The sequence below is a fragment of the Vibrio proteolyticus NBRC 13287 genome (genome assembly GCF_000467125.1).
Classification (GTDB): Bacteria; Pseudomonadota; Gammaproteobacteria; order Enterobacterales; family Vibrionaceae; genus Vibrio; species Vibrio proteolyticus.
Genome location: NZ_BATJ01000009.1, coordinates 108,303 through 130,167, shown reverse-complemented (window position 1 = coordinate 130,167; position 21,865 = coordinate 108,303). Strand labels below are relative to the sequence as shown.

Sequence of the window (21,865 nt, the reverse complement as noted above, 5' to 3'; positions counted from 1 at the left end):
GAGAGAGTATGTACTCACTGATTGATGCTGCTCTGTCGCGTACTCGGACCATGCTGACGCTGCTGGTGTTCATACTGGTGGCCGGTGTCATCACCTATCTGACTATCCCCAAAGAGTCGAGTCCGGACATTACTATTCCTATCATCTACGTATCGGTCACTCATCAGGGGATTTCACCGACCGATGCCGAGCGTCTGTTGGTACGCCCGATTGAACAGGAGCTGCGTTCAATCGAAGGAGTAAAAGAGATGACCGCCACGGCTGCCGAAGGTCATGCGTCGGTGATGCTGGAATTCAACGTCGGTGTGGATCTGACTAAGGCAATGGCGGATGTGCGCGAAGCGGTGGATTTGGCCAAGCCCAAGTTACCGGCCGACAGCGATGAGCCCACCGTGAATGAAGTCACGCTGGCTTCAGAAGAGCCGGTGTTGTCGGTGGTGCTGTATGGCACCGTACCAGAGCGGACCATTGTTCAGATTGCCCGCCAGTTACGCGACAAACTGGAAAGTTATCGCCAGGTGCTGGAAGTTGACATTGCCGGCGATCGTGAAGACATCGTCGAAATTGTGGTCGACCCGCTGCTGATGGAAAGTTATGGTTTGGATCAGGGGGATATTTACAACCTGATAGCCCTGAATAACCGGGTCGTTGCTGCCGGTTTTGTCGATACTGGTTACGGGCGTTTCTCGGTGAAAGTTCCGTCGGTATTCGATTCTTTGAAAGACGTGCTGGAGCTGCCGGTCAAAGTGGATGGCAAACAGGTGATCACCTTTGCTGATGTGGCGACGGTGCGGCGCTCATTCCGCGATCCGGAAAGTTTTGCCCGTCTGGACGGCGAGCCAGCGGTGGTGCTGGACGTGAAAAAGCGCGCCGGCGAGAACATCATTGAGACGGTTGAATTGGTCAAAGCCGTGATTGCGCAGGGGCGTGAGCAGGCAGAATGGCCGTCTAATTTATTGGTGAAATACACCTGGGATCAGTCGGATGATGTCCGTCTGATGCTCAACGACCTGCAAAACAACATTTTGTCGGCGATTATTCTGGTGGTGGTGGTGATCATCGCCATCCTTGGGGTACGCACTGCGCTGCTGGTCGGGGTGTCGATTCCGGGGTCATTTCTGACCGGCTTGCTGGTGTTGTCTGTGTTCGGGCTGACCGTCAACATTGTGGTGCTGTTTTCGCTGATCATGGCGGTCGGTATGCTGGTGGACGGGGCGATTGTGGTGACTGAGTTCGCTGATCGGCGAATGCAGGAAGGAGTGGACCGTACTCAAGCCTACCGCGATGCCGCCAAGCGCATGGCCTGGCCCATCACCGCCTCCACTGCGACCACGCTGGCCGCGTTCGCTCCGTTGTTGTTTTGGCCGGATATCACCGGTGAGTTTATGAAATACCTGCCATTGACGCTGATTGCTACGCTCAGTGCGTCATTGGCGATGGCGCTGTTGTTTGTTCCGGTATTGGGAAGTCTGATTGGCAAACCCCAGCACGCCACCACAGAAAGCCGACAGCAAATGGTGGCGCTGCATGACGGCGATTTTACTCAGGCAACCGGTCTGACCCGGCTCTATTACCTGACCCTATCGGTAGCCATCCGCCATCCGTTGAAAATTCTGCTTGCGGCGATCGTGATGGCGATAGGGGTGGGTTTTGCCTACTCGAAAGCCGGTTTAGGGGCGGAATTTTTCCCGGAAGTGGATCCTCCGTTTTTTAACGTGAAAGTGCGCTCTTACGGCGATCTCTCCATTCGGGAGCAGGATGCGATCATGCGTGACATTGAGCAGGTCATGCTTGGTCACGACGAATTTGAGAGTGTTTATACCCGCACCGGGGGCGACGATGAAATTGGCCAGATCCAGATCAAACCGGTTGACTGGCAGTATCGGCGTAAAGTCAAAGCGATTATCGACGAGCTGAAACAGCAGACGGATCAGATACCCGGTGTGGAGATCGAGTATAAGTTTCCCGACGCTGGTCCGCCGGTGGAGCACGATTTGGTGATCGAAATGAGCGCGCGCGATCTGGATAAACTCGATACCGCGGCCAAGCAGGTGCGTCACTGGGCAGACAATAACCCTGCACTGACTAACGTGAGTGATTCCTCTAGCAAAGATGGCATTGACTGGCAGATTGACATCCGTCGCGATGACGCCTCGCGTTTTGCTGCTGACGCCACCCTGGTTGGTAACACGGTTCAGTTTGTGACCAACGGTCTGCGCATTGGTGACTACCTGCCGGATGATGCCGATGAGGAAGTGGATATTCTGGTGCGTTATCCGGAAGACAAGCGTGATATTGGCCGTTTTGATCAACTGCGGGTGAAAACCCCGGCTGGTCTGGTGCCCATCACCAATTTTGCCAGCATTGTCCCGGAGCACAAACAGCACACCATCAAACGTGTCGACGGCCAACGGGTGATCAACATCAAGGCAGACATGGTTGAAGGTTACAATCTGGCGTTGGAGCTGCCGAAAGTCGAACAGGCGTTGAGTGAGCTGGGGCTGGCCTCTGGGGTGACGTTTAAAATTCGTGGCCAGAATGAAGAGCAGGAACATTCCTCGGCCTTTTTGCAACAAGCGTTTTTGGTTGCTCTGGTGGTGATGGCACTGATCCTGATCACTCAGTTCAACAGTTTCTATCAGGCATTTTTGATCCTGAGTGCGGTGCTGTTTTCCACCGTTGGGGTTTTCCTGGGGCTGCTGATTTTCCAGAAACCGTTTGGCATTATTATGTCCGGGATTGGGGTGATTGCGCTGGCGGGGATTGTGGTCAACAACAATATCGTATTGATCGACACCTATAACCAGATGCTCAGTCGTGGGCTGGACAAACGCGAGGCGATTTTGCGTACCGGCGTGCAGCGCTTACGGCCTGTGCTGCTGACAACGGTGACAACCATCCTCGGTCTGCTGCCGATGGTGCTGGAGATGAACATTGACCTGATCAATCAGAAAATAGAGTTCGGCGCTCCCAGCACCCAGTGGTGGTCGCAACTGGCGACGGCGGTGGCGGGTGGGCTGGCGTTTGCGACGTTGCTGACGTTAGTGCTGACGCCTTGTCTGCTGATGCTCGGCCGCAGTCCGGTTCAGCAAGCGATGCCTAGTACGGAGCTTAGCGAATAAAAAAGCCCGCAACAGCGGGCTTCGTTCAGTTATTGGCGTACAGTAACTGGCTGTAGCGTTCAAGCTTTTCCAACCGGTTTTTTGCGTTGGCGATGAAGGTCGTCTTCGCTTGTCCGGTGAGTGATTTAGCCTGAGGCAACTTGACCGTACGGGCATTCTGATGGACGCCGTTGACCAAAAATTCGTAGTGCAGGTGAGGACCAGTAACCCGCCCGGTGCCACCCAGCGTACCAATGGTCTGGCCCTGCTTGACCCGCTGACCTGTTTTGACCAGACGTTTGGTCAGGTGCAGATACTTGGTCATGTAAGTGCTGTTGTGGCGGATGAACACGTAGTTGCCGTTAAACTGGTTGTAGCTGGATTTTTCCACCACACCGCTGCCCGCTGCCCAGATTGGCGTGCCAACCGGAGCGGCGTAATCGGTTCCGCGGTGCGGACGAACCCGGCCCGTGACCGGATGGAGGCGACGCGGATTGAAATTCGAAGAAACGCGACGAAAATCCAGTGGCGCACGCAAGAAGGCTTTTTTCATTGCCCGGCCATTCTCATCGTAATAATCGCCGGTTTTGTCATCCAGGATCGCTTTAAAGGTGTCGCCCTGGTTGGTAAAGATCGAGGCAATGATTTTTCCACGCCCAATCACTTCGCCTTCCACGACTTTCTCTTGATAGAGAATACGGAAATTGTCGCCCTTACGGATATCGAGAGCAAAGTCGATATCCCAGCTGTAGATACCGGCCAGTTCCATGATTTGGTTGGGCGTTAACCCGGCGCTGATCCCCGCATTCCAGAAGTTGGAGGTGATGTCGGCTTCGGCGTAATTGTATTGGTAATAGACTTCTTTGGTGTCCAGTCGGCTCAGGTAGCCCGAATCGGATTTGGTGATGACAAAGTTTTCGTATGAGCTGATCGGACGTTTGATCTGCAACAGTTCATTGTTCTGATCGAAACCAAACAGCAAGACATCACCCGGGCGTAAGCGGGTCAATTGCTTTTCGATTTCTTCACTGCTGGTGGTGAGCTCGTACAATGTCCGGGAAGATAAACCGACGCGCTGGAACACCAACGCTGCACTTTCTCCGGAGCCAACGGTGTGTTTTTGCCAGCGCAGCGCAGCCGTCGGCGTCATCACGCTGCCTGGGGCGAGCGCTTCAGCGTCTATCGTCAGCGGATAATGGCGTCCGACTTCAAGTGTGCCTTCATCACTACGCAGGTCTTGAGGATCGGGTAAAAACAGTGCAATGACCATCAAAGCACTGAAACAGGCAATTAATGCTCGGTGCATCCATGGAAGTCGAGCGAAGATAGACAACATCTTAAAGTTCGTTCTGCAATTAATTAAAGAAAATAGTGGGCTCTTTAGTCTAACTGGTTTCAAAAAGCATCGCTATTCAAGTAATATGTCGAACTAATAAATTTTTGCCAAATCTGTGGGAGTGAACAAGAATGGCGAGTATTGAAGCAGCGCTGGCCGAAATTAAGCGTGGTGTGGAAGAGCTGATTCCAGAAGAAGAGCTGATTGAAAAACTGAAAGAGGGTCGTCCTCTGCGTATCAAATTAGGTGCCGATCCAACCGCACCTGACATCCACCTTGGTCACACTGTGATCCTGAATAAACTGCGTGCATTTCAGGAACTTGGTCATGATGTTACATTCCTGATTGGTGATTTTACCGGTATGGTCGGCGATCCGACTGGCAAAAATACCACACGTCCGCCGCTGACGCGCGAAGATGTGCTGCGTAACGCTGAAACCTACAAGCAACAAGTGTTTAAGATTCTGGATCCGGCTAAAACCAAGATTCAGTTTAACTCTGACTGGCTGTCGGAGCTGGGCGCAGAAGGCATGATCCGTCTTGCCGCTAACCAGACGGTTGCTCGTATGCTGGAACGTGACGACTTTAAAAAGCGTTACGCGGGTGGCCAGCCGATTGCAATTCACGAGTTCATGTACCCACTGCTGCAAGGATACGATTCTGTGGCGATGGAAACGGATGTAGAGCTTGGTGGTACTGACCAGAAGTTCAACCTGTTGATGGGGCGTGAGCTGCAAAAATCTCATGGTCAGAAGCCTCAAGTGGTACTGATGATGCCTCTGCTGGTGGGGCTGGACGGTGAGAAGAAAATGTCCAAGTCTGCCAACAACTACATCGGCATCAGTGAAGCGCCGAGTGAGATGTTCGGTAAGATCATGTCGATTTCCGATGATCTGATGTGGAGCTACTACGAATTACTGTCGTTCCGTCCGCTGGATGAAATTACTCAGTTTAAATCAGATGTGGAAGCAGGTAAAAACCCTCGTGATATCAAGATTCTGCTGGCGAAAGAGATCATTGCTCGTTTCCACAGCGACGCCGACGCCGACGCCGCAGAGCAGGAGTTCATCAACCGCTTCCAGAAAGGCGCTATCCCGGACGAAATGCCAGAGTTTGGCTTTGATGCGGGCCTGCCAGTATCGAACCTGCTGAAAGAAGCGGGGCTGTGTGCATCAACGTCTGAAGCGATGCGTATGGTCAAGCAAGGTGCGGCGAAGATCGACGGTGAGAAAGTGGCGGACGCGAAGTTTGAGCCGGCAAGCGGGACGTACGTATTCCAGGTCGGCAAGCGTAAATTTGCCCGTGTAACTATCAGCTGATGCGTAACTTACCGAAGCAAAAACGCCCGACACGGGCGTTTTTTGTGTCTGTTTCCCTTTGAAAGCGATGGCAAACCGAGTTTGATTTGCTATCATAGCGCGGTTGCCACTGGGGCAACGTTTTTGGAGACCACTATGAACAATACCGACCATCCCCCTAGTATGAAGGGAGAAAAATAACCCGCTTCGGTATTGGCGCTCTCCGTCCCTGCCTAAGTGGTAGGGAGCTTGTTTTCCTCTCTCTGTTTTTCTCCATGTCTTACTAGAAGATAAATCGCGGATTTCCGCCGGCCTGTGTGTGCCTGCCGGAAAAACGTTGTTTATCGATGGTCGTTACCAATTGCCAATCGGGAGATTCGCCATGACGGTAATGAGCGACACTTGTACACAAAACACCACACCGTTCTCCAACGCGGAGATCAGTGCGGCTCGTAATGCTTTTTTGCAGTACGACCAACAAAAACAAATTCATTTACTCACTGTGATGCCGATTGAAGAAGCCGTAGGTATTCTCAATCACTGCTCTGTGGCTTACGTGCAACAGCTGATCAATCAACTGGAGCAGGAAGGCTTTGATAAGCAAGCGCGTCATTTCGCCCATCAAATGGGGTTTATCTATTCTGAGGTGGAGCCGACGAATGACTATCTGAGTACCGGGGTGCTTGAGCATGTTAAACATCGGATAGGTTGGATCATTGCACTGGCGCTGCTCGGAATTGTCTCCGGGCTGATCATTTCTCACTATGAGGATACGCTCAGTCAGCTGGTATTACTGGCGATTTATATGCCAGTCATCGCGGCGGCAGGCGGTAATACAGGCAGCCAGGCAGCGACGTTAGTGATTCGGGCGCTGGCAACCGGAGAGCTGAAAAAACGCCAGTGGTTGGCGGTTTGCTGGAAAGAGAGTCGGGTCGCGGTGTGCATTGCCCTGGCGATTGCTTTGGTGATCGTGGCGCGGATTCTGATCTTCAGTGATCCTGCGTCGGCTGGTGGCTTTAACATGCATCTAATTGCCGCTGCCATCGCGGTGGCGCTGTTTATTCAGGTGACGATATCGACCACGCTGGGCGGGCTGCTGCCCATCCTCGCCCGGGCGTTTAAGCTGGATCCGGCGGTATTGGTCAGCCCGGTGCTGGCGTCGGTGGTCGATATCTCAGGAATGTGGATTTACTTCACGGTCGTGAATTACTTCCTTCACTTAGCCTGACTGTAGTTGATCACATCCTGGTAAAACAGGGTTTCGAACTGAGTGATCGGCGGGACGACGGGTTGGTTGTCGTCCCTACGGACCGGATGGTAGTCACTGACAAACTGAACGAAAATCGCATTCGGTTTGCCGTTTTTGTCCAGACCGTACCCCGCCATATTGTAGCTGCCATACAGTGAGCCGCTTTTGGCAATCATCTGTCCTTTGATTGGTGCCTTACGCATGCTGCGACGGTAATGCAGGGTGCCGGATTCACCCGCTTTCGGCATCATATCGATAATGTGCAGTTTGTGATCATTGTTGTAGATATAACGCAGTACCGCCGCCATGTCGTGCGCGGTAAAACGGTTATTGCGTGATAACCCTGAGCCATCTGCCAACTGAGCGTGTTTAAGATCGATGCCGGTGTGTGCGAAGATGATTTGCTTGATCGCCGCGGTGCCGTTTTTGAAACTGCCGGGCTGGATGAAAAACTGGGCACCCAGCGACTTGGTCAGGCTGTCAGCGATCAGGTTATCGGATTTTTTCAGCATCTCATCCAGCAGCTGTGGTAACGGCGCTGAGTAGTGCACCGCCAGTGTTTTCTGCAATGGCGCGTTCGGGCGGCCGACTTTCACTTTGCCATCCAGTTTTATCCCGAGGCGATTGAGCTCGGTGTAGATCATGCGTGTGGCATACAGACGTGTATCCTGAACCGCGAACTTGAGTGGCAGAGGTTGCTTTCTGGACACCAGGCAGCCTCGTAATTGATAGTGGTTGTCCGGGTGCGTCAGCAGTTCAAGGTCGCACTGCGCCGCTTTTTGCCCGGCTCGGGTGACGGTTTTGACACTGGTGGACACATAAACCGGATATTGCTCTGGCACATAGACGCGGGTTTTGCCGTTGTCCTGCGTATATATTGAGGCTTGAATACAGTTTTCGTCCAGAGTGATCGCACTGGCTGGCGCGCTGTAACACACCCCCAGAATGTCCCAGGGCCAGCCGATGGCGCGCTCGTAGCCACTGAACGCTGAGTCGTCCAGCCAGATGTCACCTGTGATACGGGTGAGTTTTTGTTGCTTAGCCGCCGACAGCATATTCGCCAAGTCTTTGGTGGTCAGCGTCGGGTCACCTGAAAATTGAAACACTAAATCATTACCGGCTTTGGCCAGTGTGGTCTGGTAATGAAATTGATCACCCAGTTCCAGCTTGGCCGCCAGTGCTGTCACCAGCTTAAGTGTACTGGCTGGCGGAAAAAACTGGTCGCTGTTGTTGGTTAGTGTCAGACCGTTATTGCCCTGCAAATCTTCCACCAACAGACTACTGCGGCTGCCTTGCGGAAGTTTATCAACTGGGGCGTATTTGTCTGCAATTGCCTGGCCGGCCAGCAGAGTGGAAACAAGCAGAAGCGCGTAGTTAAGCGTACGTGTCATGGAATCGGGCCTTCATCAGGTCGTATCAATGGGATTCAGTAGCTCTAAGTATAAAGAGCCATTGGGCGTGAAACCAGTCGGATAGTTTGTCAGATGTTAGACGGCGGTCAATTCTAACCTCAGGAAACGAAAAAACCCGGCCGAAGCCGGGTTTGAAATTGCTTTACGAGTGAATACTCGTCAACACATTAGAATGTGTATTTCAGGCCTAGACGTACAGAGTCTTCTGCGTCTTGTACTTTACCGTTGTTGTCGGTGTAAGCATCGTCTAGCTGGTTGAATTTGTAAGCAACGTAAGCGTTCAGGTGCTTGTTGAAGTCGTACGCACCAGTCAGCTCGAAGAAGTCAGAGATGTCGTCGTTTTCAACTTGACGGTTCTGGTAAGCACCGATGATGCTGAAGTTGTTTTCGAACTTGTATTTCGCAGCGAACTCGTAGCCGTCGAAATCGTTGTCGTCGTCTAGATCACCAGTAGTGTAAGTGAAACCAGTGTAGAAACCGCCGTTAGTGTAGTTGATACCAGCGATAACTTGGTCTGCGTCACCGTTGTTGTTTTCACCAGCTGCGTAACCCAGACCTAGGCCCAGACCGAATGGCAGGTTATAGATAGCAGATACGCCGTAGCCGTCTGAATCGTCTTCTTCACCAGCGATAACGCTTGCTTTAACAGTCAGAGCGTCGAATTGACCAGTGTAAGCGATAGTGTTGTTGATTTGCTCGTTACCAGCGTAGATGAATGCTTTCTGATCACCAGTGTAAGTCGCGATGTCTGACATGTCAGAGATCTGAACACCAGCAGTGTTTTGACGACCGAAAGATACTGCGCCGTAAGTGCCCATCAGACCAACGTAAGCGTAACGCTGTTGGAATTTGCTGTCGTCGTTTGCGCTCTTAGTAGTTTGCTCAGCTTCGTAGAAACCAAAACCGCTTAGAGTATCAGTGATTTGAGTAGTACCACCAACGTTCAGACGTACACGGCTCTTGTCAGCCATAGTACCGTCGATGTCTGAACCATCTTCGTTACCGTTGAAGTCGCCACGGAATTCAGCGCGGCCGCCTAGGAAAAGGTTTGCACCGTCTGCAGAGTAGATAGCGTTAGTGTTGTCGCCGCCGTTTACTGCTGGGCTGAAATCTGTTGCTGCGCTTGCGCCGCCTGCCACTGCTGCTAGAGCTAGAGCGATCAGAGTCTTGTTCATCTTATTAAGTCCTAATTTACTGTCCATAAATAGTTTTTTATGAAGGGGAGAGCGAAAAAGTACTCGTCCACCTTACGTTATCAGACAGATGTGAAACCCTAAGCAAAGACCTTTTACTGTCAGCAGGCACACATCGCCATCAGATACGTGGCCTATGTTGTAACGCTAAAGTTCCTTATGTCGTTAGTAAAATGATATAAATCTGACTATTGAACGGTGTTTTATTTAAAGGTAAAAAACATCAAGCTTATGAAATTTAAGAAAAAAATACCATTACTGATGGTTATAAAAATACACGGTTTTTTATTTTTTTTTATTTTTTTAACTGACGTATGGCGTTCTTTATGTGATTGATTAGGTTGTTTTTTATTCCAGAATCGCTGCGGCCCTGAGCGTTAAGTGTGAAGTGGGTCACGGTCTGTGAATTATGATGATCTCCGCTCAGAGTTTGTTTACACTAGAGGAAATCTTTAATCATTCTGACTACCTGATCGATAAGACTGGGTGGTTTTGTTTTGTCCAAAGCCTGCTTTGGCATAGAGGTACGAAATGGAAAAAGTCCCAATGACTCTCCGTGGCGAGAAACTGCTGCGTGAAGAACTCGATCGTCTACTTAAGCTTCGCCCACAAATCTCTGAAGCAATTGCAGAAGCTCGCGAGCTGGGTGACCTGAAAGAGAATGCGGAATACCACGCTGCGCGTGAAGAGCAGGGCATCTGCGAAGCGCAAATCCGCGATATCGAGTACAAATTGTCTGTGGCTCAGGTTATTGACGTCACAAAAATGGAAAACACCGGTAAAGTCATTTTTGGCGCGACGGTGACGCTGATCGATGTGGATACGGAAGAAGAGAAGAAGTACACCATCGTCGGTGATGACGAAGCGGAGATTAAAAGCGGCCGTATTTCCGTCAGTTCACCAATGGCACGTGGTTTGATTGGTAAAATGGAAGGCGACGAAGTCAGCATCACGACACCGGGTGGCACCAAAGACTACGATATCGATAAGGTTGAGTACCTCTGATACTCCTTTGTTCAGAGATGAAAAAAGGTCGCGTTTGCGACCTTTTTCTCTTTCTAGCCGAAGCCAGTTGGGATTATTTGCGCGGCAGTTCGATTTTGCGCGCTTCGCTTTGGCGATACAGGACCAGGGTCTTACCGATTACCTGGACTTTTTCTGCGCCAGTTTCGCGAACCACGGCGTCAACAATCAGGTTCTTTGTCTCACGATCTTCAGAAGCGACTTTGACTTTGATCAGCTCATGGTGGTCCAGAGCGATTTCGATTTCCGCCAGAACAGCTTCAGTAAGTCCGTTTGCGCCCATCAGCACAACCGGTTTAAGGTTGTGTGCCAGGCCCTTTAGATGCTGCTTTTGTTTGGTGCTTAGGTTCATTACGCGGCCAATTTTATTTACTATTAGGGTTGAAAAATACCATTTTAACGCCATCTATCCATGAAGACTATATTTTCTACCATACTTTCTTTATTAGGGTAGAGGCTTGTTAGTTAGGAATTGAATGAGTAAACAGAAGCATTCGGCAAGCTCTGGCCGTTGGTTGAAAGAGCATTTTGATGATAAATACGTCAACGAAGCCAAGAAGAAAGGCTATCGCTCACGTGCTATCTTCAAAATTGAAGAGATTCAGAATAAAGACAAGCTGTTGAAATCGGGCATGACCGTGGTTGACCTCGGTGCGGCTCCGGGTGGATGGTCTCAGTATGCGGCGGGGATCGTTGGTGAAGAAGGTCAGGTGATTGCCTGTGACATTCTGCCAATGGACTCAATTGCAGGAGTCGCGTTTCTGCAGGGCGATTTTCGTGAAGAATCTGTCCTGGACGCGCTGCTTGAACGAATCCAGCCTGACATGGTTGACGTAGTAATGTCTGATATGGCGCCGAATATGGCCGGTAACCTGTCGGTCGACCAGCCAAGAGCGATGTACCTGGTCGAGCTTGCGCTCGATATGTGTCGACAAGTTCTGGCGCCTAATGGTAGCTTTGTGGTGAAAGTCTTCCAGGGGGAAGGATTTGACCAGTACGTAAAAGACGTGCGGGATATGTTCAGGGCCGTCAAAATCCGTAAACCGGATTCTTCCCGGGCAAGATCGCGTGAAGTTTACATCGTAGCAACCGGTTACAAAGGGTAACCATTTCGCTGCCCGTGGCAAAAGTTAACACTATAGCTACAGGTTACAAACTGTAGTACCCTACCTTTAATTACAATTAGTTATCGCGAGGCTGACACCTTGAGTGACATGGCAAAAAATTTAATTCTGTGGCTCGTCATCGCTGTAGTATTGATGTCGGTATTCCAGAGCTTCGGTCCTGGTGACAGTAACGGCAGAACAGTAGATTACACCACATTTGTGCAGGAAGTTGGCCAAGGCCAGATCCAGGAAGCAACCTTTAAAGAGCGAGAGATTTCATTCACTCGTCGTGGTGGTAGCGCGCGTTACGTGACTTATATGCCTGTGTACGACCAGAAACTGCTGGACGATCTGATCAACCAGAACGTGAAAGTACAAGGCACACCTCCAGAAGAACAAAGTTTACTCGGAACCATCTTTATTTCGTGGTTCCCGATGATCCTGCTAATCGGTGTGTGGATTTTCTTCATGCGTCAGATGCAGGGCGGCGGCGGCAAAGGCGCGATGTCGTTTGGTAAGAGCAAGGCTCGCATGATGAGTGAAGAGCAGATCAAAACCACTTTTAACGACGTTGCTGGCTGTGATGAAGCCAAAGAAGATGTGAAAGAGCTGGTCGATTACCTGCGAGATCCGAGCCGTTTCCAGAAACTGGGTGGTAAGATCCCAACGGGTGTTCTGATGGTCGGCCCTCCGGGCACGGGTAAAACTTTGCTGGCAAAAGCCATTGCCGGTGAAGCGAAAGTGCCGTTCTTTACGATTTCGGGTTCTGACTTTGTCGAAATGTTCGTCGGCGTTGGTGCATCACGGGTACGTGATATGTTCGACCAGGCTAAGAAAGCCGCCCCTTGTATTATCTTTATCGATGAGATTGATGCCGTCGGTCGTCAGCGTGGTGCTGGTGTGGGCGGTGGTCACGATGAACGTGAGCAAACGCTCAACCAGATGCTGGTTGAAATGGATGGTTTCGAAGGCAACGAAGGTATCATCGTGATTGCGGCGACAAACCGTCCGGATGTACTGGATCCGGCGTTGTTGCGTCCTGGCCGATTTGACCGTCAAGTCGTTGTGGGCCTGCCAGATGTACGTGGCCGTGAGCAAATCCTGAAAGTGCACATGCGTAAAGTTCCTCTGGCTGGTGACGTTGAACCGTCTCTGATTGCCCGTGGTACACCTGGCTTCTCGGGTGCCGATTTGGCAAACCTGGTGAACGAAGCGGCGCTGTTTGCTGCACGTGGTAACAAGCGTAACGTTTCCATGGTTGAGTTCGAACTGGCAAAAGACAAAATCATGATGGGCGCCGAGCGCCGTTCAATGGTGATGTCGGAAGAGGTTAAAGAGTCTACTGCGTACCATGAAGCGGGCCACGCGATCGTCGGTCGTCTGGTGCCTGAACACGATCCTGTTTATAAAGTGTCGATCATTCCTCGTGGCCGTGCCTTGGGTGTAACCATGTACCTGCCTGAGCAAGACCGCATCAGCATGTCGCGTCAGCATCTGGAGTCGATGATTTCCAGCTTGTATGGCGGCCGTTTGGCGGAAGAGCTGATTTATGGTCCGGCCAAAGTATCGACCGGTGCCTCGAACGATATCGAACGTGCAACGGACATCGCTCGTAAGATGGTCACACAATGGGGCTTCTCGGAAAAACTGGGTCCTCTGTTGTACGCTGAAGACGAAGGCGAGGTATTCTTGGGTCGCAGCGTGACGCAGACTAAGCATATGTCAGATGACACCGCCAAACTGATTGACGACGAAGTGCGCAGTATCATTGATCGCAACTATGATCGGGCGAAGCGTATCCTGGAAGAAAACATGGATATCATGCACTCGATGAAAGACGCGTTGATGAAATATGAAACCATCGATGCAGGTCAGATTGATGATTTGATGGCGCGCAAAGATGAGATTCGTGAGCCAGCTGGCTGGGCGGATCAGGAGCGAGCCAAGGCTGAAAAACAGCCGGAAGAGAAAGCTGAGCCTGCCGCAGAAAAAGCCCAGCAGGACAGCGCACCGTCTGAAGACAAAGATACCGAATAATTTTAGTCTACTGATCAAACCCCGAGGCAACTCGGGGTTTTTGTATTTAAAATGAAAATCTCAGCAAATAATAAAACGCTCGATTTGAGCCGTCCTCAGGTAATGGGGATTCTTAATGTGACCCCGGACTCGTTTTCTGACGGGGGCCAATTTAACTCGATTGACTCCGCATTAGAACGCGTCAGGCGCATGATCGATGCCGGTGTCACCATCATCGATATTGGTGGTGAGTCTACCCGCCCCGGGGCGCCGGAAGTGACACTGGAAGATGAACTGGAGCGGGTGATTCCGGTGATCCGTGCCATTCGTCAGCAATACGATGTCTGGATCTCAGTCGATACCAGTAAAGCGGAAGTGATGCGCCAGGCCGTTGCGGCTGGGGCCGATTTAATTAACGATATCCGGGCATTACGAGAGCCAGGTGCTCTGGAGGTCGCGGCGCAGGCTCAGGTACCTGTTTGTCTGATGCACATGCAGGGGCAACCACGCACCATGCAAGCTCACCCTCACTACGAAGATGTGCTGAGTGAAGTGGCGGCGTTTCTTGAGGAACGCGTGGCGGCATGTGAAGCGGCAGGGATCAAAAAAGAGCAATTAATTCTGGATCCCGGATTTGGCTTTGGCAAAACCGTTGAACATAATTATCATCTACTGGCGCACCTTGAAGAGTTTCATAAGTTTGGTTTGCCTATTCTGGCGGGAATGTCACGCAAATCGATGATCTTCAAGTTGCTGGACAAGCAACCGGCGGACTGCATGGTGAGCAGTGTGACTTGTGCCAGCATTGCCGCGATGAAAGGGGCACATATCATTCGTGTCCATGATTTCGAAGAGACGCTGGAAGCGATGCGGGTTGTCGAGGCAACTTTGAGCAATCGCTAAGATTCACAGCACAATAATAATGAAGGAAACCGTATGTCTGATAAAAGACGCTATTTCGGTACGGACGGCGTACGTGGCAAGGTAGGTCAATACCCGATCACGCCGGATTTTGTACTTAAGCTTGGTTGGGCTGCCGGCCGTGTACTGGCTAAACAAGGCACGAAAAAAGTTATCATTGGTAAAGATACCCGTATCTCGGGATACATGCTGGAATCCGCTCTGGAAGCGGGCCTGGCAGCGGCGGGGCTGAAAGCCATTTTTACCGGCCCGATGCCGACGCCGGCTGTGGCGTATCTGACCCAGACATTCCGTGCGGAAGCTGGTATTGTCATCTCTGCATCGCACAACCCGTATTACGACAACGGGATTAAATTTTTCTCCTCTGAAGGCACTAAGTTACCCGATGACGTTGAGCTGGCGATCGAAGAAGAGCTGGACAAAGACATTGAGTGTGTGGAGTCGGCGATGCTGGGTAAAGCGGCGCGCCTGAATGACGCTGCTGGCCGTTACATTGAGTTTTGTAAGAGTACCTTTCCGTCTCAATTGAGTCTGGAAAAACTGAAAATCGTCGTCGATTGTGCGCATGGCGCCACGTATCATATTGCTCCGAGTGTGTTTACGGAGCTGGGTGCGGACATCGTCACCATGGGCGTTGAACCCAATGGCACCAACATCAACGATCAGGTAGGGGCTACTGATGTGAAAGCCCTGCAGCAACGTGTTGTGGCTGAAGGGGCGGATCTGGGGCTGGCGTTCGATGGTGATGGCGATCGCATCATCATGGTCGATCATCTGGGCAACAAAGTGGATGGTGACCAGATCGCATACATCATTGCACGCGATGCGCTGCGCCGTGGCGAGCTCAAAGGTGGGGTTGTTGGTACGCTGATGACTAATCTGGGAATGGAAAACGGCTTGAAGCAGCTCGGCATTCCGTTTGTCCGCGCTGCCGTGGGCGATCGTTATGTGATGGAGCAGTTGCAGGAAAAAGGCTGGAAGATCGGCGCGGAAAATTCCGGACACGTTATTTTACTGGATAAAGTCACCACTGGTGACGCGATTGTGGCTGCGTTGCAGGTGCTGGCTTCGGTCGTTGGCAGCGACATGACCTTGCATGAGCTGTCTCAGGGAATGACCCTGTATCCTCAAGTGCTGGAGAATGTCCGTTTTGCTGGCGACTCCAACCCATTGGAAGCGGCAGCGGTCATCGCTGCGGTGGAACAAGTGGAAAACGAATTGGGTGATAAAGGCCGAGTTCTGCTGCGTAAATCCGGTACCGAGCCGCTGATCCGTGTGATGGTGGAAGGGGAAGATGCTGAGCTGGTGAAGGCGTCGGCTCTGAAGATTGCCGCTGCGGTCAAGGCCAGTTGCTGACGGTAAAAGGTTGACGTTAAGCGAGAGCGTCCTTTAAGAAGGAGAGCGACTCGGGAGACAAAAGGGTAACTGATTGCTGCTTTTGCCCTTTTTTTGACCGTTTGACCGAAGAGTTAAGCTTTTTTGTCAATTTCCTCTTGTCAGATAACATGGCTTTCGCTAGTATTGCTCCGCCTTCGGTAGTGGAGGCCGCTAGCCTTGTTCCGGAATCTTTCCAGAGCGGCGCTGGCTCAACAATTTGGAACATAGGTGGAAATATGTTTACAGTTCTACTTGTGATTTACCTGTTGGCAGCGCTTGGTGTAATTGGCCTGGTGTTGATTCAGCAAGGTAAAGGCGCAGATATGGGAGCCTCATTCGGTGCTGGCGCTTCAAACACAGTGTTTGGTGCAAGCGGCTCTGGTAACTTCCTAACCCGAATGACTGCAATTTTTGCAACCGTATTCTTTGTCATCAGCTTGGTACTGGGTAACATGTCTACCCATAAAGTTGAATCTCAGTTTGCTGACCCAAGTCAAGGTCAGGTTATTGAGAAGAAAGTTGATGATGCAGCGAGTGATGTACCGGCTAAGCCGAGTGACGAAATCCCTCAATAAGCTGCAAAGTTTGATGCCGAGATGGTGAAATTGGTAGACACGCTAGCATGAGGTGCTAGTGCCTTAGGTGTGAGGGTTCGAGTCCCTCTCTCGGCACCATTATTTACAAACTTGTAAATCACCTTGTTGAGCGTATAATGCACAGCAAGTCGGACGCGGGGTGGAGCAGCTTGGTAGCTCGTCGGGCTCATAACCCGAAGGTCGTCGGTTCAAATCCGGCCCCCGCAACCAAATCCTTTCACGGATTCGTGGACAAGTTTGCACAGTGTCGAATGCGCACTGTGAGTTAAATACACTAGTATTTAACGTATCAGGGTCCAGCAACAAAAAACCCCGACTTTCGGGGTTTTTTGTTATCTGAATTTCTGCACGTTCGGAATTCAGGTGTTGCTTGGAATTGAAATTGGGCTCTGAGCCCTTTTTTTGTTTCTGGAGTGGTTTAAATGACTGGCTTAGAAAGACAACTTACTGAAATGCTTGACGCGCCTGTCGCAGCCTCAGGCTACGAGTTGGTTGGATTAGAATTTATTCGCGCAGGCGAACATTCAACGTTACGTATTTACATCGACCATGAAAATGGCATTAACGTAGACGACTGTGCAGAAGTTAGCCATCAGGTTAGCGCTGTGCTGGACGTTGAAGATCCAATTTCAGTGGCTTATAACCTGGAAGTGTCCTCTCCTGGTCTGGAAAGACCACTATTTAAAGCAGCACACTACGAACAGTTTATTGGTCACGAGGTAAACATCGTTTTGAAAATGCCCGTTGGCAACCGCCGCAAATGGAAGGGAGTGATCCACTCTGTTGATGGTGAAATCGTGTCTGTCACCGTAGACGGGGCAGAAGAACAGTTTGCTTTGAGCAACATTTCTAAAGCGAACCTTATCCCTAAATTTTAGGTCCCTAAAAATAAAAGCTTAGAGGCTAGAAAAATGAGTAAAGAGATTTTAGCGGTAGTTGAAGCGGTTTCGAACGAAAAAGCAGTTCCTCGTGAGCGTATTTTCGAAGCACTGGAAATCGCGTTGGCAACATCGACCAAAAAGAAATACGAAATCGAAATTGACGTTCGTGTTGCTATCGACCGTAAAACCGGTGAATTCGACACCTTCCGCCGCTGGATGGTGGTAGAGGAAGTAGAAAGCCCAACCAAAGAAATTTCGCTGGAAGCGGCCCGCTATGATGATGATTCGGTTGAGCTGGGTGATTACATCGAAGACGAAATCGACTCCGTGACGTTTGACCGTATTACCACTCAAACGGCGAAACAGGTGATCGTACAGAAAGTTCGTGAAGCTGAACGCGCTCAAATTGTTGAACAGTTCATCGACAACGAAGGCGATCTGGTCACTGGCGTGGTGAAAAAAGTGAACCGCGACACCATCATTTTAGATCTGGGCAGCAATGCGGAAGCGGTAATCCTGCGTGATGACCAACTGCCACGTGAAAACTTCCGTCCGGGCGACCGTGTTCGTGGTCTGTTGTACAAAGTCGCACCAGAAGCACGTGGTTTCCAGCTGTTCATCACTCGTTCTAAACCTGAGATGCTGGCTGAGCTGTTCCGTGTGGAAGTGCCTGAAATTGCTGAAGAGATCATTGAGCTGAAAGGCGCTGCACGTGATCCAGGCTCTCGCGCCAAAATCGCAGTCAAAACCAATGACCGACGTATTGACCCGGTCGGTGCGTGTGTGGGTATGCGCGGTGCGCGTGTTCAGGCTGTCTCTGGTGAACTGGGTGGTGAGCGTATCGATATCGTGCTGTGGGACGACAACCCAGCGCAATTTGTGATTAATGCGATGGCGCCGGCTGACGTTGCGTCGATCATCGTTGATGAAGATGCACACGCGATGGACATCGCGGTGGAAGCTGACAACCTGGCACAGGCGATTGGCCGTAACGGTCAGAACGTCCGTCTGGCGTCTCAACTGACAGGTTGGGAACTGAACGTGATGACCGTTGAAGATCTGCAGAAGAAACACGCAGAAGAGTCTCAGGCGTCGATTGAAAACTTCATGAAGTACCTGGATATCGAGCAGGACTTCGCTGAGCTTCTGGTTGAGGAAGGTTTCTCAACGCTGGAAGAAGTGGCGTACGTTCCGGTGAATGAACTGCTTGAAGTGGAAGGTCTGGATGAAGATCTGATTGAAGAGCTGCGTACACGTGCAAAAGATGCACTGACGACGATAGCTCTGGCACAGGAAGAGTCTTTTGAAGGCCTGGAGCCAGCGGACGATCTGCTGGGTCTGGAAGGTCTGGAACGCGAAATGGCGTTTAAACTGGCAGCCAAAGGTGTGGTAACACTGGAAGATCTGGCTGATCAGGGAATTGATGATCTTGAAGGTATTGAAGGTCTTACCGAAGAACGTGCAGGTGAATTGATCATGGCTGCTCGTAACATTTGTTGGTTCGGTGAAGATGCATAATTAATTCAGCAAGGGGAGAAAGCGGCATGACACAAAGAACAGTTAAAGCACTGAGTGAAGAAATTGGTACGCCAGTTGACCGCTTATTAGAACAACTTGCTGATGCTGGCATGAACAAAGCGAGTGAAGATGTAGTGTCTGACGATGAGAAGCAGAAACTACTTACTCACCTTAAAAAAGAGCACGGAGACACGTCAGGTGAATCCGGCCCGACTCGCTTAACATTGCAACGTAAAACCCGCAGTACACTGAGCGTGAACGCGGGCGGTGGTAAAAGTAAGAATGTTCAGGTTGAAGTGCGCAAAAAACGTACGTATGTTAAGCGCAGTACAATCGAAGATGAAGCGCAACGCGAAGCAGAAGAAGCTGCGATGCGTGAAGCTGAAGAACTAGCGAAACGTGAAGCCGAAGAGCAGGCGAAACGTGACGCTGAAGCGAAACGTGAAGCGGAAGAAGCGGCTAAACGTGACGCGGAAGAAAAAGCGAAACGCGAGGCTGAAGAGAAAGCCAAACGTGACGCTGAAGAGAAAGCGAAGCGTGAGTCAGATAAAGGAAGTGAACTCACTGCTGAAGAGAAATCCAAGCAAGAAGCAGCGCGAAAAGAAGCTGAAGAGCTGAAGCGTCGTCGGGAAGAAGAAGCCAAGCGTAAGGCTGAAGAGGAGAGTCAGCGCCAGCTGGAAGAAGCGCGCGAATTGGCTCAGAAGAACGAAGAGCGTTGGTCTGCTGCAGAAAAGAAAAAGGGTGATATGGAAAATACAGATTACCATGTAACGACTTCACAATACGCACGTGAAGCCGAAGATGAAGCAGATCGTAAAGTAGAAGGCAGCGGTCGCCGTAAGAGCAACAAGAAAATGTCTTCGAAGAGCGACTCTCAAGAGCGTGGCGCACGTAACCAGCGTGGCGGTAAAGGCGGTCGTAAAGGCAAGCTGAGCAAGCCAGCGAAACCAGCTTCAATGCAGCACGGTTTCGACAAAACGGCCACCGTTGCGAAGTCAGATGTTATGATTGGTGAAACCATCATTCTGTCTGAACTGGCGAACAAGATGTCGGTGAAAGCGACTGAAGTCATCAAAGTGATGATGAAAATGGGCGCAATGGCCACGATCAACCAGGTAATTGACCAGGAAACAGCACAACTTGTTGCTGAAGAAATGGGTCACAGAGTTATCCTGCGTAAAGAGAACGAACTGGAAGAAGCGGTTCTGTCTGATCGTGACAGCGATGCCGAGTCTGTACCACGTGCACCCGTTGTGACCATCATGGGTCACGTTGACCACGGTAAGACGTCGACTCTGGACTACATCCGTCGTGCGCACGTAGCGTCAGGCGAAGCCGGTGGTATTACTCAGCACATTGGTGCTTACCACGTTGAAACGCCAAACGGCATGATTACCTTCCTGGATACTCCTGGACACGCCGCGTTTACCGCTATGCGTGCTCGTGGTGCTCAGGCAACGGATATCGTTGTTCTGGTCGTGGCAGCAGACGATGGCGTAATGCCTCAGACAAAAGAAGCGATCCAGCACGCGAAAGCGGCCGGTGTGCCTCTGATTGTTGCCGTGAACAAGATCGACAAAGAAGAAGCGAACCCAGACAACGTTAAGAACGAGCTGGCTCAGTACGATGTTATTCCGGAAGAGTGGGGCGGTGAGAACATGTTTGTTCACATCTCTGCAAAACAGGGAACCAACATCGAGCAACTGCTGGAAACCATCCTACTGCAAGCGGAAGTTCTGGAACTGACGGCTGTGAAAGAAGGCATGGCATCAGGCGTGGTGGTGGAATCTCGTCTGGATAAAGGTCGTGGTCCGGTTGCTACCGTTCTGGTTCAGTCTGGTACACTGCACAAGGGCGACATCGTTCTGTGTGGTCAGGAATATGGCCGTGTTCGTGCAATGCGTGATGAAGTGGGTAACGAAGTTACTGAAGCGGGCCCGTCGATTCCTGTTGAGATCCTGGGTCTGTCGGGTGTACCGGCGGCAGGTGATGAAGCGACAGTTGTCCGTGATGAACGTAAAGCGCGTGAAGTCGCGAACTACCGTCAAGGTAAATTCCGTGAAGTGAAACTGGCTCGTCAACAGAAAGCGAAACTGGAGAACATGTTCTCTAATATGGCGGCGGGTGATGTTGCTGAACTGAACATCGTTCTGAAAGCAGACGTACAAGGTTCGGTTGAAGCCATCGCTGACTCGTTGGTGAAACTGTCTACTGATGAAGTGAAAGTCAACATCGTTGGTTCTGGTGTTGGTGGTATCACAGAAACGGACGCAGTACTGGCTGCAGCGTCTAACGCTATCGTTCTTGGCTTTAACGTTCGTGCGGATGCCTCTGCGCGTCGTACCATCGAAACTGAGAACCTGGATCTGCGTTACTACTCAATCATCTACCAGCTGATTGACGAAGTGAAGCAGGCCATGAGCGGCATGCTGGCACCTGAGTTCAAACAAGAGATCATTGGTCTGGCTGAAGTTCGTGACGTATTTAAGTCACCGAAACTGGGTGCCGTTGCGGGCTGTATGGTTACTGAAGGTGTCATCAAGCGTAACAACCCGATCCGCGTACTGCGTGATAACGTGGTTATCTATGAAGGTGAGCTGGAATCACTGCGCCGCTTTAAAGATGACGTTGCCGAAGTGAAGAATGGTTACGAATGTGGTATCGGCGTTAAGAACTACAATGATGTTCGCGTTGGTGACCAAATCGAAGTATTCGAAATTGTTGAAGTGAAGCGTACTATCGATTAATTGACTTATGTTGCCAACACAATGGCAATGATCGGTTGTTGAATACGCCATGGGGGGCTGGGTTAACCATCCCCCCATTCTTTCTAGATAA

16 protein-coding genes and 2 tRNA genes are annotated in these 21,865 nt (G+C 50.8%); 14 read left to right on the top strand and 4 right to left on the bottom strand.

Annotated elements, in window-relative coordinates; genetic code table 11:
• Positions 1-8: 8 nt before the first annotated feature.
• Positions 9-3,122, top strand: a complete 3,114-nt coding sequence (locus VPR01S_RS12510) for an efflux RND transporter permease subunit (protein WP_021705701.1) — start codon at positions 9-11, stop codon at positions 3,120-3,122.
• 25 nt (positions 3,123-3,147) lie between these two features.
• Here VPR01S_RS12510 and shyC read toward each other — a convergent pair whose 3' ends face one another.
• The gene (gene shyC, locus VPR01S_RS12505) at positions 3,148-4,437 is read right to left on the bottom strand and encodes a peptidoglycan DD-endopeptidase ShyC (RefSeq protein WP_040902711.1); all 1,290 of its coding nucleotides are present in this window, start codon (positions 4,435-4,437) and stop codon (positions 3,148-3,150) included.
• A 131-nt stretch (positions 4,438-4,568) separates the two neighbouring features.
• Between shyC and tyrS the strand changes: the two genes are divergently transcribed.
• Both tyrS and VPR01S_RS12495 read left to right on the top strand, forming a co-directional pair.
• Positions 4,569-5,756, top strand: coding sequence for a tyrosine--tRNA ligase (tyrS, locus tag VPR01S_RS12500; protein ID WP_021705699.1), 1,188 nt, complete (start codon positions 4,569-4,571; stop codon positions 5,754-5,756).
• A 361-nt stretch (positions 5,757-6,117) separates the two neighbouring features.
• Positions 6,118-6,963 (top strand): magnesium transporter, encoded by an 846-nt coding sequence (locus VPR01S_RS12495; RefSeq protein WP_021705698.1) that lies wholly within the window; start codon positions 6,118-6,120, stop codon positions 6,961-6,963.
• On the opposite strand, the gene dacB is transcribed toward VPR01S_RS12495, so the two are convergent.
• Positions 6,951-8,375 (bottom strand): serine-type D-Ala-D-Ala carboxypeptidase, encoded by a 1,425-nt coding sequence (gene dacB / locus VPR01S_RS12490; RefSeq protein WP_021705697.1) that lies wholly within the window; start codon positions 8,373-8,375, stop codon positions 6,951-6,953. The two genes, VPR01S_RS12495 and dacB, sit on opposite strands and share 13 nt — an antisense overlap.
• Before the next feature lie 188 nt (positions 8,376-8,563).
• The gene (locus VPR01S_RS12485) at positions 8,564-9,571 is read right to left on the bottom strand and encodes a porin (RefSeq protein WP_040902709.1); all 1,008 of its coding nucleotides are present in this window, start codon (positions 9,569-9,571) and stop codon (positions 8,564-8,566) included.
• A 549-nt stretch (positions 9,572-10,120) separates the two neighbouring features.
• Between VPR01S_RS12485 and greA the strand changes: the two genes are divergently transcribed.
• Positions 10,121-10,594 (top strand): transcription elongation factor GreA, encoded by a 474-nt coding sequence (greA, locus tag VPR01S_RS12480; RefSeq protein ID WP_021705695.1) that lies wholly within the window; start codon positions 10,121-10,123, stop codon positions 10,592-10,594.
• Positions 10,595-10,667: 73 nt separating this feature from the next.
• Here the strand turns inward: greA and yhbY are convergent, their stop codons facing one another.
• Positions 10,668-10,964, bottom strand: coding sequence for a ribosome assembly RNA-binding protein YhbY (gene yhbY, locus VPR01S_RS12475; protein WP_040902731.1), 297 nt, complete (start codon positions 10,962-10,964; stop codon positions 10,668-10,670).
• 124 nt (positions 10,965-11,088) lie between these two features.
• Between yhbY and rlmE the strand changes: the two genes are divergently transcribed.
• The 10 genes from rlmE to infB all read left to right on the top strand — a co-directional run bounded on the left by rlmE (position 11,089) and on the right by infB (position 21,774).
• On the top strand, positions 11,089-11,718 hold the full coding sequence (rlmE, locus tag VPR01S_RS12470; RefSeq protein WP_021705693.1) for a 23S rRNA (uridine(2552)-2'-O)-methyltransferase RlmE: 630 nt from the start codon (positions 11,089-11,091) through the stop codon (positions 11,716-11,718).
• A gap of 99 nt (positions 11,719-11,817) precedes the next feature.
• The gene (gene ftsH / locus VPR01S_RS12465) at positions 11,818-13,755 is read left to right on the top strand and encodes an ATP-dependent zinc metalloprotease FtsH (protein WP_040902707.1); all 1,938 of its coding nucleotides are present in this window, start codon (positions 11,818-11,820) and stop codon (positions 13,753-13,755) included.
• 51 nt (positions 13,756-13,806) lie between these two features.
• Entirely contained in the window at positions 13,807-14,637 is an 831-nt protein-coding gene (folP, locus tag VPR01S_RS12460) for a dihydropteroate synthase (RefSeq protein WP_021705691.1), read from the top strand.
• 33 nt (positions 14,638-14,670) lie between these two features.
• On the top strand, positions 14,671-16,011 hold the full coding sequence (gene glmM / locus VPR01S_RS12455) for a phosphoglucosamine mutase (protein ID WP_021705690.1): 1,341 nt from the start codon (positions 14,671-14,673) through the stop codon (positions 16,009-16,011).
• 257 nt (positions 16,012-16,268) lie between these two features.
• Complete coding sequence (secG, locus tag VPR01S_RS12445) at positions 16,269-16,607, top strand: preprotein translocase subunit SecG (protein ID WP_021705689.1); 339 nt, start codon at positions 16,269-16,271, stop codon at positions 16,605-16,607.
• 15 nt (positions 16,608-16,622) lie between these two features.
• Positions 16,623-16,706 (top strand) — tRNA-Leu (locus VPR01S_RS12440).
• A 55-nt stretch (positions 16,707-16,761) separates the two neighbouring features.
• A tRNA-Met gene (locus VPR01S_RS12435) sits at positions 16,762-16,838 on the top strand.
• 212 nt (positions 16,839-17,050) lie between these two features.
• The gene (gene rimP / locus VPR01S_RS12430) at positions 17,051-17,506 is read left to right on the top strand and encodes a ribosome maturation factor RimP (RefSeq protein WP_021705688.1); all 456 of its coding nucleotides are present in this window, start codon (positions 17,051-17,053) and stop codon (positions 17,504-17,506) included.
• A gap of 33 nt (positions 17,507-17,539) precedes the next feature.
• A complete protein-coding gene (nusA, locus tag VPR01S_RS12425; protein ID WP_021705687.1) occupies positions 17,540-19,027 on the top strand; it encodes a transcription termination factor NusA in 1,488 nt (495 codons plus the stop codon).
• Positions 19,028-19,053: 26 nt separating this feature from the next.
• Positions 19,054-21,774 carry a translation initiation factor IF-2 gene (gene infB, locus VPR01S_RS12420; protein WP_021705686.1) on the top strand — a complete coding sequence of 907 codons (2,721 nt, stop codon included), beginning with the start codon at positions 19,054-19,056 and terminating at the stop codon, positions 21,772-21,774.
• Positions 21,775-21,865: the final 91 nt, after the last annotated feature.